The organism is Pseudomonas sp. WS 5532, from assembly GCF_012985445.1.
Taxonomy (GTDB): Bacteria; Pseudomonadota; Gammaproteobacteria; order Pseudomonadales; family Pseudomonadaceae; genus Aquipseudomonas; species Aquipseudomonas edaphica.
In genome coordinates, this window is the sequence record NZ_JAAQWK010000004.1 from 204,362 (window position 1) to 220,208 (window position 15,847).

A 15,847-nucleotide genomic window follows, 5' to 3' on the forward strand; every position below is an offset into this window, starting at 1 on the left:
TGCCAGAACCCCCCGCGCTGGTGTTACCATTCGCCCCTTGTTTCAATTTTCAGTTTTATCGCCCATTCGAGACCTGCCATGACCACCGTCCGCACGCGCATTGCGCCATCGCCTACTGGGGATCCCCACGTCGGTACTGCCTACATCGCCCTGTTCAACTACTGCTTTGCCAAGCAGCACGGCGGTGAATTCATCCTGCGGATCGAAGACACCGACCAGGTGCGCTCCACCCGTGAGTCGGAGCAGCAGATTTTCGATGCCTTGCGCTGGTTGGGGATTACCTGGGCCGAAGGCCCGGACGTCGGCGGCCCGCACGGCCCGTATCGTCAGAGCGAGCGCAGCGACATCTACAAGCAGTACACCCAGCAACTGGTCGACATGGGCCACGCCTTCCCGTGCTTCTGCACCGCCGAAGAACTCGACCAGATGCGTGCCGAGCAACAGGCCCGTGGTGAAACCCCGCGTTACGACGGCCGCGCGTTGCTGCTGTCCAAGGAAGAAGTGGCCCGGCGCCTGGCCGCCGGCGAGCCGCACGTGATCCGCATGAAAGTGCCGAGCGAAGGCGTGTGCGTGGTGCCGGACATGCTGCGCGGTGATGTCGAGATCCCGTGGGACCGCATGGACATGCAGGTGCTGATGAAGACCGACGGCCTGCCGACGTACTTCCTGGCCAACGTGGTCGACGACCACCTGATGGGCATCACCCACGTGCTGCGCGGCGAAGAATGGCTGCCGTCGGCGCCTAAACTGATTCTGCTGTACGAGTATTTCGGCTGGGAGCAACCGCAGCTGTGCTACATGCCGCTGCTGCGTAACCCGGACAAGAGCAAGCTGTCCAAGCGCAAGAACCCGACGTCGGTGACGTTCTACGAGCGCATGGGCTTTATGCCTGAGGCGATGCTCAACTACCTGGGCCGTATGGGCTGGTCGATGCCGGACGAGCGCGAGAAGTTCTCGCTGCAGGAAATGGTCGACCACTTCGACCTGTCGCGCGTTTCCCTCGGCGGGCCGATCTTCGATATCGAGAAGCTGTCGTGGCTCAACGGCCAGTGGCTGCGTGATTTGCCGGTGGAAGAGTTTGCCAGCCGTGTGCAGCAGTGGGCGCTGAACCCCGAGTACATGATGAAGATCGCGCCGCTGGTGCAGGGCAGGGTAGAGACGTTCAGTCAGGTCGCACCATTGGCCAGCTTCTTCTTCGCCGGTGGCGTGAACCCGGACGCCAAGCTGTTTGAGTCCAAGAAGCTCTCCGGTGATCAGGTTCGCCAGTTGATGCAGTTGATCCTGTGGAAGCTCGAAAGCCTGCGCCAGTGGGAGAAAGATGCCATCACCGCGACAATCCAGGCAGTGGTGGAATCGTTGGAATTGAAATTGCGCGATGCCATGCCGCTGATGTTTGCCGCGATCACCGGGCAGGCCAGTTCGGTGTCGGTGCTCGATGCGATGGAAATTCTCGGCCCGGACCTTACGCGTTTCCGTCTGCGCCAAGCCCTTGATTTGCTTGGGGGTGTTTCGAAGAAAGAAAACAAAGAGTGGGAAAAGCTGCTGGGCGCTATCGCTTAAGCAAGCTGTTGTTACGACGAAACCCCGGTTTTCCGGGGTTTCGCCGGTAAGTGATTGTTATCCCGGCAAAAAAGTTTGGAAATTGTTGAAAATAAATTTGACACACTTCCAAACCGCCATTAAGATTCGCCCCGTCCTCACCGATGAGGGGCTATAGCTCAGCTGGGAGAGCGCTTGCATGGCATGCAAGAGGTCAACGGTTCGATCCCGTTTAGCTCCACCAATTTACAGGTTCAAGGTCTGGCCACACCGTCCTTGAATTGATCAGAACTCAGCTCTGATCGGTTGTACAGAAGGTTTTGTCCCCTTCGTCTAGTGGCCTAGGACACCGCCCTTTCACGGCGGTAACAGGGGTTCGAGTCCCCTAGGGGACGCCAGTTTAAACAAGCAGCTCGAAAGGTCTGCTGCGTCGCGAGACGAAAAATCCGGGGCTATAGCTCAGCTGGGAGAGCGCTTGCATGGCATGCAAGAGGTCAACGGTTCGATCCCGTTTAGCTCCACCAATTTACAGGTTCAAGGTTCCGGCCACACCGTCCTTGAATCGATCAGTTCTCAGCGCTGATCAGTGTATAGAAGGTTTGTGTCCCCTTCGTCTAGTGGCCTAGGACACCGCCCTTTCACGGCGGTAACAGGGGTTCGAGTCCCCTAGGGGACGCCACGATTACCCGCTCTGCGGGATTTTTAAGGGTCATTCAATTATTGAATGGCCCTTTTGTTTGTCTGGCGTTTGGCCAATTCTCTCCTCAGTGCCCCTTATTCTGTCCTGACCAGCGGTCATGCCTGTCGCTTGCTAAATATTATTATGGTAATAATATTCAACCCATGAGAGACGGAGGCACTGATGAGCGATAAAAAAGCGCAAACCCGCGAACGCATTTTGCAGGCTGCCAGCGCGGCGTTGATCCAGCGCGGCCCGGCTGAGCCGAGTGTCGGCGAAGTCATGGGCGCAGCCGGGCTCACGGTCGGCGGTTTCTACGCGCACTTTGAAAGCAAGGACGCGCTGATGCTGGAGGCCTTCACCCAGTTGCTGGCTCGGCGGCGTGCGTCGATCGACGACATGGACGCGCAACTGACCGGTGAGGAGCGCAGAAGCCTGGTGGCGGCGTTCTACCTGTCGCGCAAGCACCGCGACTCCACCGACCACGCCTGCCCGATCCCCGCCACCGTGGGCGAGATGAGCCGCCTGCCGGACGAGTTCCGCCTGGCGCTCAACGAGCACACCGAATTGATGGCCGCCCAACTGGCCGCCAGTCCCGAAGACACCGACAAGGCCTTGGCCGACATGGCCTTGATGATCGGCGGCCTGGCGCTGGCCCGCGCGCTTGGCCCGGGTGAATTGTCCGACCGCGTGTTGCGCGCCGCCAAGTCGGCAGTGCGTTAAAAAGGAGTCGCATGATGGGCGCATTAACCTGGATTCGTGGTTTCCATGGCACCGTTGGCCGTTTGGCGCCGCGAACGGTGGCCAGCAAATTGCGCCGCACCTTCATGACACCGCGCAACTTGCCGCCGCGAGATTGGGAGCTGCCGCTGCTGGCGCAATCGGAGCGCATCACCTTGCGTTTCGGCTTGTCAGCGTTGTGCTGGGGCCAAGGCCCAGCAGTATTGCTGATGCACGGTTGGGAAGGGCGCCCCACGCAGTTCGCCAGCTTGATCACCGCGTTGGTGGACAATGGTTATTCGGTAATAGCCCTGGATGGCCCGGCCCATGGTCGCTCGCCGGGGCGTGAAGCGCATGTGTTGCTGTTTGCCCGCGCCATGCTCGATGCTGCCGCTGAGTTGCCGCCGCTGCATGCGGTGGTCGGGCATTCCATGGGCGGCGCCAGTGCGATGCTGGCGGTGCAATTGGGGTTGCGCACTGAAGCGCTGGTGAGCATTGCCGCGCCCTCGCGCTTCCTGGATGTGCTGCGTGGCTTTACCCGCATGGTGGGCTTGCCGCCGCGTGCGCGCTCGGCGTTTATCCAGGAGGTCGAACAGACTTTCGGAATGCCGCTCAAGCACCTGGATGTGGCCCACTACCAGATGAACCTGCCGGGGTTGATCGTGCACGCTGAAGACGACACGTTCGTCCCGGTCAAAGCCTCGCAAGCCATTCATGAGGCTTGGTTCGACAGCCGCCTGCTGCGCCTTGAGCAGGGCGGTCATCAGCGGGTGCTGGCCGATCCACGGGTGATCGAGGGTGTGTTGGCCCTGTTGGCCGGCAGTCGTTTACAGGAGCGGCAAACCGCCTGATACACTGCCCGGCGACATTCATCGACTGGAGCAAGGCATGGGCTGGGATCTGGCAGCGCCGTTTATCATCGACCTGCAGGTCGCCGCTGAAGACATCGATGGCCTTGGGCACGCCAATAATGCGGTGTACGTGTCCTGGCTGGAGCGTTGTGCGTGGCGTCACTCCCAGCGTCTGGGGCTGGACCTCGCCGAGTATCGCCGGCTGGACCGCGCCATGGCCGTGGTGCGCCATGAGATCGACTATCTGGCGGCCGGCTACGAAGGTGACGAGTTGCAACTGGCTACCTGGATCGTTGACTGGGACCAGCGGCTGAAGATGACTCGGCGCTTCCAGTTGGTACGCCCCAGCGATGGTGCGACCCTGCTGCGTGCGCAAACCACCTTTGTTTGCATCGAGCTGTCCAGCGGCAAACCCAAGCGCATGCCCGCCGAGTTTCTCGATGGCTATGGCCCGGCCCTGACAGGGGGTTAACGGTTGCTGTGGGAAACCCAGTAAACTGCGCCACGATTTTTGTTGAGTGTTTCCCATGCAAATTGCTTTGGCGCCCATGGAGGGGTTGGTCGACAACATCCTGCGGGACGTGTTGACCCGCGTGGGCGGTATTGACTGGTGCGTGACCGAGTTCATTCGCGTCAACGACCGCCTGCTCACCCCGGCCTATTTCCACAAGCTCGCCCCCGAACTGCTGCACGGTGCCCACACCGCAGCGGGCGTGCCGTTGCGCGTGCAGTTGTTGGGCTCGGACCCGGTGTGCCTGGCGGAAAACGCTGCGTTGGCGTGCGAATTGGGTTCCGAGGTGATCGACCTGAACTTCGGCTGCCCGGCCAAGACCGTCAACAAATCCCGTGGCGGTGCGGTACTGCTCAAGGAGCCCGAGCTGCTCAACCAGATCGTCGAGCACGTGCGCCGCGCCGTGCCGGCGCATATCCCGGTCACCGCGAAAATGCGCCTGGGCTTCGACAGCCCCGACGGTGCGTTGGTGTGCGCCACGGCCCTGGCTGAAGGCGGCGCGGCGCACATCGTGGTGCATGCGCGCACCAAGACCGATGGCTACAAGCCGCCGGCCCATTGGGAGTGGATTCCGCGGGTGCAAGACGTGGTCAAGGTGCCGGTGTTTGCCAATGGCGATATCTGGAGCGTCGAAGACTGGAAGCGTTGCCGCGAAGTCAGCGGCGCCGAAGACATCATGCTTGGCCGTGGCCTGGTGGCCCGCCCGGACCTGGCGCGGCAGATTGTGGCGGCGAAGGCAGGCGAAGAGGTGGTAGAGATGACGTGGGCAGACATGCAGCCGATGCTCCAGGAGTTCTGGCGCCAATCGGTGGCGCAACTGACCGAAAAGCAGGCGCCGGGCCGTTTGAAGCAGTGGCTGGCGATGCTCACGCGCAACTACCCCGAGGCAGTCGAGTTGTTTACCGCGCTGCGCCGCGAAACCGGGTTGGAGCAGGTCAGCCGCTTGCTGGGTATGAAGCATCCCGACCCGGCGTAGTGAAGCGATCACAGCCGCCTTTGTTTCAAAAATGCTCCGTATTGAAAGATACGGAGCATTTTTGCATTTAAAGGTATTGCCGGGGAGGCTCGCCAAGCTTGAGAGGTGGCGTTTTTTCGCTGTCGGAAGCTTTTTTAGTGCTGGAAAGCAACAGTCGCTGCCAACCCGGGTTTGGAAATTGATACAGAGTTGTTCTAAATAGTCAGTCGTTTTCTAATCAAGTAATAAATGTTGCGACAGGTGTTTCATTGAGTGCGGAGTATCACACGTTGTCGTTTTGTTGGTTAGTTAATCATGTCGCTTAATTGCAGCCTTGGCAGTTTATAAGTGCATGTGTCCGCTGTTATGCGGGTAGGGGTGAGCGACGTCTCGGTTTTTCGTGAATAACAACGGGGAAAAGTCCTAAAGGTTGATTTGGTTTCCTTATATGAAGCGCGATTTCTGGAACTCAATAATCTCGCGCTTCACAAAAGTAGGGTCTGTGAAGCAGCGCTGTTGCTTGCAGCACTTATAATGACTGTCGCTGTTCTGGGTTTTAATTGCCCAGGCTGCGCTTAATTAGGAAATTGCTAATGTCTTTTTCGATCAACCATTCGCCCTCTATCAACTCTGATACGTTGCCCCTTGACCTGACAGTCTCGAAAGAACCCAATGTCGGTAAGCCTGTTGGCCTGCACGGGGCTGGTTTGGTGCACACTCCACCCGCCCCCCGAACTGAGTTTTCCACGGCTCTGCAGCGTGACGGGTTGAATAATGCCAACATGCTCACGAAACTGTTTGATATGTTTGAACAACTTGTCAGCGCCCTGCGTGAGATGTTTTCGGGCAAGGCCGAAACAGTTGCCCTAATGCCTCACACCGATACAACAGCCAATACCACGCAAGGTATATACCCTCAGAACGACGTGGCTGTGCACACCCAACCTCTGCTGAAGGACGCTGCGGCTGCCGCGTCTCAATTGAAAGGCAAGCTGCAAACAGGCTCGCTGTCCAAGGTTATTTCGGACGTTGCGGATCAACTAAAAGAGAAGTCGGATGAGGATTCGCATCCAGCAGCGATACCAGTCTTCGGGAGCCGTGTTTCACATCCGATGCGCGAATCCGGTGTGAGCGTAACCAATCAGGCAAAACCGCAGGTCAAGGTGGAGGTCAATATCAACCATTGCCACTGTCCCGAGACCTTGGTTGAGCGCGATGGAATAACAACCGGTGTAAGTGTACCGGTTGATCACCGCCCTCGGACGCGGATAAACCTTAAGCCTGACAGCCCTGCCGAGCCGCACCCCACTGTTGGCGAGACGCTCAAGACGGTTTCGCCTATCACGCCTGTAGCGCCGGCACCGATTGACGACCACGACCACGACCACGACAGCCATAGCAAACCGCGCCACATCCATAGTGAGGTGCCAGGCTCGCCCAGGAAGACCCCGCAGGAAGACTTGGAGGTACTCACTAAGCCCAAGGTTGGCGTCACGAGCCCAGGCCCTGCTGAAAATGAGAATGATCGTTGGGACCAGGGCTTCTCCAGCCGCTCCCGGCTGAGGAACTGACACCCGCCAGGGTGTTTTTACTTCGCCGATAACGCCGCGTTTCCCCGGGCCCAAGGTTCGGGGAACCGTTTGAAAAACGTGGAGCAAGTCATGGTGTATTACCGAATTGATAACATCGCTTACCCAGATGTGCGTCAGCTGCCAAGCATGGATTTGCATGGCGCACCCAATGAGCGCGCGTCCTTTTACGCGCCAAGACATGCCGGTTCGCGGTGGAACTCGGTGCCGGTGCCCAGTGATAGGCCTGGGCAACAAAGGGCTCAAAGCCTGGTGGACAGGGTTGCCGCATTTTTAGCGCAAGTGGCCAGTGGTCCCTCGCAGCCAAAGGCTAAGGTCTTTCCCGATGTGCCCCCACAACCCCAAGTGAATCCCCAGGCGGTGAGGCGTGCCGCGCCAGCTGACTCGGCGCCCGTGCTGACTTGCGTGCCTGCGCAGGCGCATGGAGGCGATATCCCGGGTTTGTCCGATAAGCGTAATGGCGCAAAGCCATTGAATATTTGGAGTGGGTTCCGTCAGGGGCCAGGCGGTAACTGTGCCACGGTAGCGACGATCAAGGCTGCCATGCACACATTCGGTCAAAGCCCGACAGACATCTACCGCGAAGTCAGGCGGCTGGACGGTGGTTATCGGGTAACGATGCGCGACAATTACACGCTCACATTGACCGACCGAGAGTTGGCAGTCGCCTCGCGCGCTTCGCAGTTCATCGGCCCCGATAAAGGCATGCTCAAGGATGCGCACTTTTTGTTTGCCGTCAGTGCCAAGCGTGCACATGAGGAGAACAACGACACAACGGCGGGTGAGAGCTTTGACGCGGGTGTGGAGAGTTTGAATGATGGTGAGGATGAGGAAAAGCCTGGCGAGGGCTTCCTGCGGTTAGGGCTAATTCACTATATGAAAAACGTCAGCGTGCGTGAGCTTGCCGAAGGTCACGTGGGCGTGAGTAATCGGCGGGGGCACTCGGTAGCAGTCATCAATGGCCTTGAAGAGATTTGGGGGCGGCCCGGGGCTGAGCCTCGGCGAGGGGAGGCTGTGGCACTCAAGCGCACTCCTTGCTGTCAAGGCCTGGCCTCGCTGGGCGCGAATGATCAGGTAATAAAAGATAAGCGTTGACCGTAACTTTCTACTTATCGCAACTCATTGATTTAACTCTTCTTCTCAACGTGTATTGATTGACAGACTGCAGGAGTCATTTTTGTGGACGTAGCCAGGCTTAACCTCTCTACTCGTTCAACACCCGTACATTCCCTGCCTTTTACAGGGCCGATCTCACACTCCACAGACGTTAAATTGCTGGACGTTGTCAACGCATTCAATGCCCCTCAAAGACGCTTTGGTGAGGACTATGACGCCAGTGCTCACTTAGCGGTTATCAAAATGATGATGGTTACTTTTGGTCAACGCCCTTCGGACTTGTTTACGCAGGTCAAACGTGCCGAGCAGGGGTATGAGGTCACGCTTAGAGATGGCAACAAAGTTCAAGTGTCCGATCTCGAGTTACGGCAAACAGCCGCCGGCTCAAGAATTGTTGGACATGACCCGGCGGCGATCAGTGATGCGAACTTTGCATTGGCTGTGTTTGTTAAACGTAAACAACTAATGGGCGTTCAGGCAGGTAATAGTCAGGGGTTTAAGACTGCATTATCAAATTCGTTGCGTGGTGAGACGACTTATAATGTGCTCAAGGGCCTGGGCATGGCCGGTTTTTTACGCCAAGTACCGTCGGCGCAGTTGGCAGGCAGCGGGGTCGGCGTCATGCAAACCCATACATTTGGCGGTGCCCTGGTCTATGGGGGCGTGAGCCATGAATATGGGGGCCAGCGACCTGTCGAGCGTCCCTATGTCTACGTGCTGGTTAATCACAATACGTCCGTTGAGGTGCAGGGTAATGCCTCTGGTTTGAGTGCCAGCGCTCAGCCTCAGAGCCCCTCCGACCCCGGCGTGCCGCCAATGAGCGATTTGTCTTCCGACATCCCTGTTCGAGCAAAGGGGCAGAAACCTGTCGATAGAGTAAGAAGTTTTGACGTCGCTGAACGACGGTTCGGTGAGGGCGATACCCGTCGGCATGCGTCAGTGATCAAAATGATGATGATGAGGTTTGGTCAAAGTCCGCAGGATGTGTTCGACAAGGTCGTGGCGGCCGCAGAGGGCTATGACATCACCATGAAGGACGGTTTTTCTTTACATCTGTCCAAAGAAGAATGGAGTCGCACTGCTGGGGTCTCGCGGTTTACCGGCGGTGACGGCGGTATTGTGATGGATGCCAATTTCATCTTGGCGGCCTATGTAAAACGTGTGCAACTGTCCAGTACGGACCCTGATAAACAGGGGAGCTTCGAGCGCGCGTTATCCGCGGTCATGCTTAATGATACGGTGTACCGGGCATTAAAAGGGATGGGGATGATCGGTTTTCTGCGCATTGTCGAACCCGAAAAAATGTTGAAAAAAGGCGCCGTTGCCGTCTTGGATAATTACGCTGGTGAGTTTGTACTGGATGGCATCAAATACTCGTCGGGAAAACAACAGCCTGTTGTCAAAGACTATGGCTATATGCTCGCCATGCAGCCGTCGAACACTTCGTCGGCGCCACCGGGCGGGAACATTTCAAACCTCTCCAGTCGTCAGGTGGGCGTCAAGCCTGACAATATCTGGAGTGGGTTCTATCAAGGTTCAGAACTCAACTGCGTCACCGTCTCTGCGATCAAGGCCGCGATGATGAAGTACGGTCAAAATCCCCAGGGCATTTATAAACGCATTATTGAGACACCCGAGGGTTATACCGTGACCATGCGTGACTCATGCACGGTACACCTGACCCACGATGAGTTGAAAAAAGCGCAAAAAGGTTCGCACTTCTTCGGTGAAGATAAAGGTCTTTTGCACGACGCGATTTTCATGTTCGCGGTGAGCGCAAAGCGCGCGCAAATGGAAAATCACGAGTTTCGGGCTGAAGCGAGTTTTGAGGCCGCCATGGGGACGCTCAATGATAGAGAAACCCCTGGCGAAGCACTTCGGCGCCTTGGCTTGTATGCCTTCACGCGTAGCAGCACTGCCGAGGAATTGGCCAGTGGCGTTGCGGGCACTCTTGCCAATCATGGCCACTCCGTAGGCGTTTTTGACGGAATTATCGATTTTTATGGGTCAACAATAAAATTGGCCGGTTCGGACTGGGAGAAAGGCGCTCACGCGTTAAAACTGGTGTAGACCGGGTGAGGGCGGTTGGACCAGTAACTGCCTGAACGCCTTGATCGGCAACGGCCGGCTGTGCAAATACCCTTGGAACAAATGGCACCCCAGCTTTTGCAGGAACGCCAGTTGCTCCGGCGTTTCCACGCCCTCGGCAATTACATCAAGGTTGAGGCTGCGGGCCATGGCCACGATGGCGCGGATGATTTCCGCGTCGTTGGGGTCATGGGTGGCATCGCGCACGAAGGACTGGTCGATCTTCAGCGCATCCACCGGCAGGCGTTTGAGATAAGTCAGCGACGAATAGCCGGTGCCGAAGTCATCCATGGCAAAGCTCACGCCGAGCTTTTTCAGGCGGCGCATCTTGGCCACGGTGTCGTCCAGGTTCTGGATGACGATGCCTTCGGTGATCTCCAGCTTTAACAGGCTGCAGGGCAGATGATGCTGTTTGAGGCTGTGTTCTACCCGCTCCACAAAGTCGTTCTGGCGAAACTGCCGGGGGCTGATATTCACGCACAGGCTGAAATTAAGCGGGTCTACCAGGCCCTCGGCAATCAGCTGCGCAAAGGCGCCGCAGGCCTCATCGAGAATCCAGGTGCCGACCTCCAGGATCAGGCCGCTGTCTTCCAGTACCTTGATAAATTCGGTGGGTGACTGCGCGCCCAATTGTGGGTGCTGCCAGCGCACCAGCGCCTCGGCGCCGACAATTTTGTTGCCGCGTGCATCCACCTGGGGTTGGTAATGCACGCTGAACTCACCGCGTGACAGCGCCAGGCGCAGGTCGGTCTCCATGCGCAGACGCTCACTGGCGGTTTTCTGCATGCTGTTGTGGAACATTTGCGTGGTGTTGCGCCCCGAGTCCTTGGCGCGATACAGCGCAATATCGGCGCGCTTGAGCAGGTCGGCCGGTGTGGAGCCATGGTCGGGTATAAGCGCCACGCCGATGCTCGGTGTGACCTGCAAGCGGTGGCCATCCAGGAACATCGGCTCCGACAGCAGTTCGCGCAGCGTGTCGGCCAATACTTGTACTTGGCCGCTGACCGCTGTACGTGTGCCTTCCAGGCCACTGAGCAACACCACGAATTCATCACCGCCCAGGCGCGCCACGGTGTCTTCCAGGCGCACGCTGGCTTCCAGCCGTGCAGTGACTATTTTCAGCACGGTGTCGCCCACCGGGTGACCGAGGGAATCATTGATGTGCTTGAAGTGGTCAAGGTCGAGGAACAATAACGCGCCGCGCAGGTTATGGCGTTTGAGCAGGGCGATCTGCTGACTGAGACGGTCCATCAGCAGCGCGCGGTTGGGCAGGTTGGTCAGAGGGTCGTGGTAGGCCAGGTGACGAATCTGCGCCTGGGCGTTTTTCAACAGGCTCACATCCCGTGCAGTCAACAGCAGGCACGGGGTTTCATTGAGGGTGATGGGTTCGACCGAGACTTCCACCGCCAACACTTCACCGCGCTTGTTGTGCCAGAGCATTTCCAGGTGATGAATGCGGCCCTTGATCTGCAGTTCGGCCAACAATGCCGCGCGCTGGTTTTCATCGGCCCAGATGCCGATCTGGTAGAGCGTGAGGCCGATGGCTTCTTCGGCGCGGTAGCCGGTCAGGCGGCAGAAGCCGTCGTTGACCTCGACGTAACGGCCGGTGTCGCGCTCGGTAATGGAAATCGCGTCAGGGCTGGAGTGAAAAGCCTTGGCGAATTTCTCTTCACTGGCCTTGAGCGCGGCTTCCGAGCGCTGTTGCTGGGTGATATCGCGCAACGTCGTGACAATGCAGGGTTGGTCACCGACCTTGATCAACCGGCTGGAAATTACGCAGGTCAGACTTTGGCCGTTCTGGTGATGCACCACCAGGGCCACATTGCTCAACGATTGTTCGCGAATCACCTGCTCAATGCGTTGCAGGCGCTGGCTCGAATCGTCCCACAGGCCGATCTGCTCGGCGCTGTTGCCGATGACGTCGGCAGCGGTCCAGCCGAAGGTCTGGGTAAAGGCCGGGTTGATCTCGATAAACACGCCACTGTCCAGGCAGGTTACGCAGATCGGGTCGGGGCTGGCCTGGAACAGGCTGGCGAATTTTTCTTCGGAGGCGGTCAGGCGTTGTTCGCGTTCAACCTGGTCGGTGATATCGAGCAAGGTGCCGGCCATGCGCAGCGGCTTGCCGGCGTCATCGCGATACAGGCGTGCACGGCTTTCCAGGTAGCGCGGGCTGCCATCTTCCATTTCTACGCGGTAGGTCAACTGATAGTTGCCGTCCGGGCCTTCGCGCAGGCTGCGGTAGGCGTTGCGCATGCCCTCGCGGTCGGCATCGGACATGCCTTCAAAAAACGCGTCGAAGGATTCGTGGAAAGGCTCGGGCGGCAGGCCGTGCAATTGGGCGGCGCGGGCCGAGCCGTAGAGCATGCCGGTGGGGATATGCCAGTCCCAGGTGCCCAGTTGCGCCGAATCCAGGGCCAGGTCGAGGCGCTCCTGGCTGTCCTTGAGGGCCTGCTCGGCGTTCTTGCGGTCGGTGGTGTCAAGAAAGGTGCTGATCAGGTAAGCCTCGCCCTCAAGCTCGACCTTTTGCGCGCTGAGGGTGCCGTCGTGAATCTGGCCGTTGCTGGCGCAGAACTGCACGTCCATGGTGATCGGCTCGCCCTTGCGCTGGGTGGCCTTGACCAGCAGCGCGCGCTCCTCGGGGTGGCGCCACAGGCCCAGCTCCAGGGTGGTGCGGCCGATGGCCTCGGCAACGGGCCAGCCAAAGTGAATCTCGAAGTACTGGTTGGCTTCGCTGATGCGGCCGTCGGACTGGCGGGTGAGCAACACCATGTTGGGGCACAGGTGAAACAGCGTGGCGAAGCGTTTTTCCGATTGCATGAGGGCGTGTTCGCGCTCGCGCTGGCGGGTGGTTTCGCGAATTACCCCGATCATGCGGCGCCGGCCGGTTTTGTCCGGCGCCAGGCTGCCGTTGATTTCCAGCCAGTGATGGCTGCCATCCGGCCATTGGATGTGGTGGTGCATGGCCTGCTCGAACGGCTCGCCCGCCAGCACCGCATGAAACGCGCGCACCACCCGGGCGCGGTCCTGCGGCGCCAGCAGGTCCAGGTAGTCGAGGTCTTTGGGCAAGGGTTGCCGAGGGTCGTAGCCAAACAACGCCTGGGTGCCGCGTGACCAGCTGATCCTGCCCGTATCGATTTCCCAGCACCACGCGCCAAGGCGGGCAGCATTGAGGGCCGCCAGCAATTGTGGAGCACTTTCCCAGCTTTGTTCCGCCTCTTGAGGGTCCAAGGCGTAAATGCGCGGCAGGGGCGGCACGGAATCGACGGGGTTGCGCATTATCAATGGGCCTTGGCTCAATGGGCGTTCGGCGCGGGATTATTCAGGCTTTATGGGCCGCACAGCTTCATGCCGGTATCCCTGGCAGATCGACCTGTGCATCCAATAGGCTCATGAAAGCCCGCGCAGCGTTCGACAGCGTCCTTTCGGTGTGCACGATATAGCCTAGCTGGCGACTGAGCTGTATGCCCGGCAAAGCGATACTTGCCACCTGATCATCGAGCATGGTGCGCGGCAAAACGCTCCAGGCCAGGCCGATGGAGACCATCATCTTGATGGTTTCCAGGTAGTTGGTGCTCATGGCGATGTTGGGCGTGAGGCCCTGGGCCTCGAACAGCCGTCTGACGATATGGTGGGTAAAGGTGTTGCCGCCGGGAAAGACCGCCGGGTGTTTGGCAATGTCGGCGAGGCTGACCATACCGTTGCCGGTCAAGCTGTGTTCCGGTGCCACCACGAAGTCCAGCGGGTCGTCCCACACCGGCGTGGCGCGTACCAGGTTGTGCGGTTCAGGTGCCAGGGTGATGACCGCCACTTCGGCACGGCCATGGAGGATTTCTTCGTAGGCCACTTCCGAATCAAGGAACTGAATATCCAGTGCCACATTGGGATATTGCCGGGTAAAGGTGCGCAGAATGGGCGGCAGGCGGTGCAGGCCGATGTGATGGCTGGTGGCCAATGTCAGCCGGCCGCTGACTTCGCCGGTCAGGTTGGTGAGCGCCCGGCGTGTATCGTCCAGCACATTCAAAATCTGATAAGCGCGTGGCAGCAGGGCGCGCCCGGCTTCGGTCAGGCCGACTTCACGGCCCAGGCGATCGAACAGGCGCACCTTTAATTGCTGTTCCAGCCCGGCGATGCGTTTGCTGATCGCAGGCTGGGTCAGGTGCAGGCGATCACCGGCGCCGGAAAAGCTGCCGGTCTCGGCGATAGCGATAAAGGCGTTGAGGTTGGCCAGGTCCATGGTGGTATTCCAGTTGGTAATCCAAAGCATAAAAAATATGAATTTGAGTTATTTAATGTAGCGCCATACCATCAGCCTCACAAGCCAAAGGGTTATTGAAAAGCCCGGCGTATAGATGCACCTGTGATGAGGACCGACTGATGGCCGGCAAAACGCTTTACGACAAGCTTTGGGATTCCCATGAAGTGAAACGGCGCGACGATGGCTCGTCGCTGATCTATATCGACCGTCACATCATCCATGAAGTGACCTCGCCCCAAGCGTTCGAAGGCCTGCGACTGGCCGGGCGCAAGCCTTGGCGCGTCGACTCGATCATCGCCACCCCGGACCACAACGTGCCGACCACCCCGGAACGCAAGGGCGGGATCGACGCCATCGTCGACACCGTGTCGCGCCTTCAGGTGCAGACCCTCGACGACTACTGCGACGAATATGGCATCACCGAATTCAAGATGAATGATGTGCGTCAAGGCATCGTCCACGTGATCGGCCCGGAGCAGGGCGCCACCTTGCCGGGCATGACCGTGGTCTGCGGCGACTCCCACACGTCCACCCACGGCGCGTTCGGCGCCCTGGCGCACGGCATCGGCACCTCCGAGGTGGAACATGTGTTCGCGACCCAGTGCCTGGTCGCCAAGAAGATGAAAAATATGTTGGTGAAAGTCGAAGGCAAATTGCCGTTCGGCGTGACCGCCAAAGACATCGTGCTGGCCGTGATCGGCAAGATTGGCACCGCCGGCGGTAACGGCCACGCCATCGAATTCGCCGGCAGCGCGATTCGCGACCTGTCCATCGAAGGCCGCATGACCATCTGCAACATGTCCATCGAAGCCGGTGCCCGCGTGGGCATGGTGGCGGCGGACGAAAAAACCGTTGAATACGTCAAAGGTCGCCCATTCGCACCGGCGGGCGCCGATTGGGATGCCGCCGTTGAAGCCTGGAAAGACCTGGTCTCCGACGCCGACGCGGTGTTCGACACCGTGGTCGAGCTCGACGCTGCCCAGATCAAGCCGCAAGTGAGCTGGGGTACCTCGCCGGAAATGGTCCTGGCGGTTGACCAGAACGTGCCGGACCCGGCTAAAGAAACCGACTTGGTCAAGCGCGGTTCCATCGAGCGCGCCCTGAAATACATGGGTTTGAAAGCCAACCAGGCGATTACCGACATTCAGTTGGATCGCGTGTTTATCGGTTCCTGCACCAACTCGCGGATCGAAGACCTGCGCGCTGCGGCGGTGATCGCCAAGGGCCGCAAAGTGGCTTCGACCATCAAGCAAGCCATCGTGGTGCCGGGTTCGGGCCTGGTGAAGGCTCAAGCTGAAGCCGAAGGCCTGGACAAGATCTTCCTCGAAGCCGGTTTTGAATGGCGTGAGCCGGGCTGCTCGATGTGCCTGGCGATGAACCCGGACCGTTTGGAATCGGGCGAGCATTGCGCGTCCACTTCCAACCGAAACTTCGAAGGGCGTCAGGGCGCCGGCGGGCGTACTCACCTGGTCAGCCCGGCCATGGCCGCTGCGGCTGCCGTCAACGGTCGTTTCATCGACGTTCGCGAATTGATCTGAGGAATA

The 15,847-nt window shown here is 58.9% G+C and carries 11 protein-coding genes and 4 tRNA genes; 13 read left to right on the plus strand and 2 right to left on the minus strand.

Annotated features, from left to right (window positions below):
• Window positions 1–78 precede the first annotated feature (78 nt).
• The 12 genes from gltX (at window position 79) to HBO23_RS09740 (ending at window position 10,030) form a co-directional block, all read left to right on the plus strand.
• Window positions 79–1,560 carry a glutamate--tRNA ligase gene (gltX, locus tag HBO23_RS09685; RefSeq protein WP_017138727.1) on the plus strand — a complete coding sequence of 494 codons (1,482 nt, stop codon included), beginning with the start codon at window positions 79–81 and terminating at the stop codon, window positions 1,558–1,560.
• A gap of 147 nt (window positions 1,561–1,707) precedes the next feature.
• Window positions 1,708–1,783: transfer RNA gene (locus HBO23_RS09690), tRNA-Ala, on the plus strand.
• 78 nt (window positions 1,784–1,861) lie between these two features.
• Window positions 1,862–1,937 (plus strand) — tRNA-Glu (locus HBO23_RS09695).
• A gap of 50 nt (window positions 1,938–1,987) precedes the next feature.
• Window positions 1,988–2,063: transfer RNA gene (locus HBO23_RS09700), tRNA-Ala, on the plus strand.
• Between the two features lie 79 nt (window positions 2,064–2,142).
• A tRNA-Glu gene (locus HBO23_RS09705) sits at window positions 2,143–2,218 on the plus strand.
• Window positions 2,219–2,401: 183 nt separating this feature from the next.
• On the plus strand, window positions 2,402–2,941 hold the full coding sequence (locus HBO23_RS09710; RefSeq protein WP_017138728.1) for a TetR/AcrR family transcriptional regulator: 540 nt from the start codon (window positions 2,402–2,404) through the stop codon (window positions 2,939–2,941).
• Window positions 2,942–2,955: 14 nt separating this feature from the next.
• Window positions 2,956–3,789 carry an alpha/beta fold hydrolase gene (locus HBO23_RS09715; protein ID WP_017138729.1) on the plus strand — a complete coding sequence of 278 codons (834 nt, stop codon included), beginning with the start codon at window positions 2,956–2,958 and terminating at the stop codon, window positions 3,787–3,789.
• A 37-nt stretch (window positions 3,790–3,826) separates the two neighbouring features.
• A complete protein-coding gene (locus HBO23_RS09720) occupies window positions 3,827–4,261 on the plus strand; it encodes a thioesterase family protein (RefSeq protein ID WP_017138730.1) in 435 nt (144 codons plus the stop codon).
• 55 nt (window positions 4,262–4,316) lie between these two features.
• Window positions 4,317–5,276 (plus strand): tRNA-dihydrouridine synthase, encoded by a 960-nt coding sequence (locus HBO23_RS09725; protein WP_099548320.1) that lies wholly within the window; start codon window positions 4,317–4,319, stop codon window positions 5,274–5,276.
• 572 nt (window positions 5,277–5,848) lie between these two features.
• A complete protein-coding gene (locus tag HBO23_RS09730; RefSeq protein ID WP_170037938.1) occupies window positions 5,849–6,826 on the plus strand; it encodes a hypothetical protein in 978 nt (325 codons plus the stop codon).
• A 78-nt stretch (window positions 6,827–6,904) separates the two neighbouring features.
• On the plus strand, window positions 6,905–7,939 hold the full coding sequence (locus HBO23_RS09735; protein WP_346274609.1) for a hypothetical protein: 1,035 nt from the start codon (window positions 6,905–6,907) through the stop codon (window positions 7,937–7,939).
• A 177-nt stretch (window positions 7,940–8,116) separates the two neighbouring features.
• A complete protein-coding gene (locus tag HBO23_RS09740) occupies window positions 8,117–10,030 on the plus strand; it encodes a hypothetical protein (RefSeq protein ID WP_262378176.1) in 1,914 nt (637 codons plus the stop codon).
• Here the strand turns inward: HBO23_RS09740 and HBO23_RS09745 are convergent.
• Together HBO23_RS09745 and HBO23_RS09750 are read right to left on the minus strand one after the other, a co-directional pair.
• On the minus strand, window positions 10,016–13,324 hold the full coding sequence (locus HBO23_RS09745; RefSeq protein ID WP_170037942.1) for an EAL domain-containing protein: 3,309 nt from the start codon (window positions 13,322–13,324) through the stop codon (window positions 10,016–10,018). The two genes, HBO23_RS09740 and HBO23_RS09745, sit on opposite strands and share 15 nt — an antisense overlap.
• Before the next feature lie 67 nt (window positions 13,325–13,391).
• The gene (locus HBO23_RS09750; RefSeq protein WP_017138736.1) at window positions 13,392–14,282 is read right to left on the minus strand and encodes a LysR family transcriptional regulator; all 891 of its coding nucleotides are present in this window, start codon (window positions 14,280–14,282) and stop codon (window positions 13,392–13,394) included.
• A gap of 140 nt (window positions 14,283–14,422) precedes the next feature.
• Between HBO23_RS09750 and leuC the strand changes: the two genes are divergently transcribed.
• Window positions 14,423–15,841, plus strand: a complete 1,419-nt coding sequence (gene leuC / locus HBO23_RS09755) for a 3-isopropylmalate dehydratase large subunit (RefSeq protein ID WP_170037944.1) — start codon at window positions 14,423–14,425, stop codon at window positions 15,839–15,841.
• Window positions 15,842–15,847 lie beyond the last annotated feature (6 nt).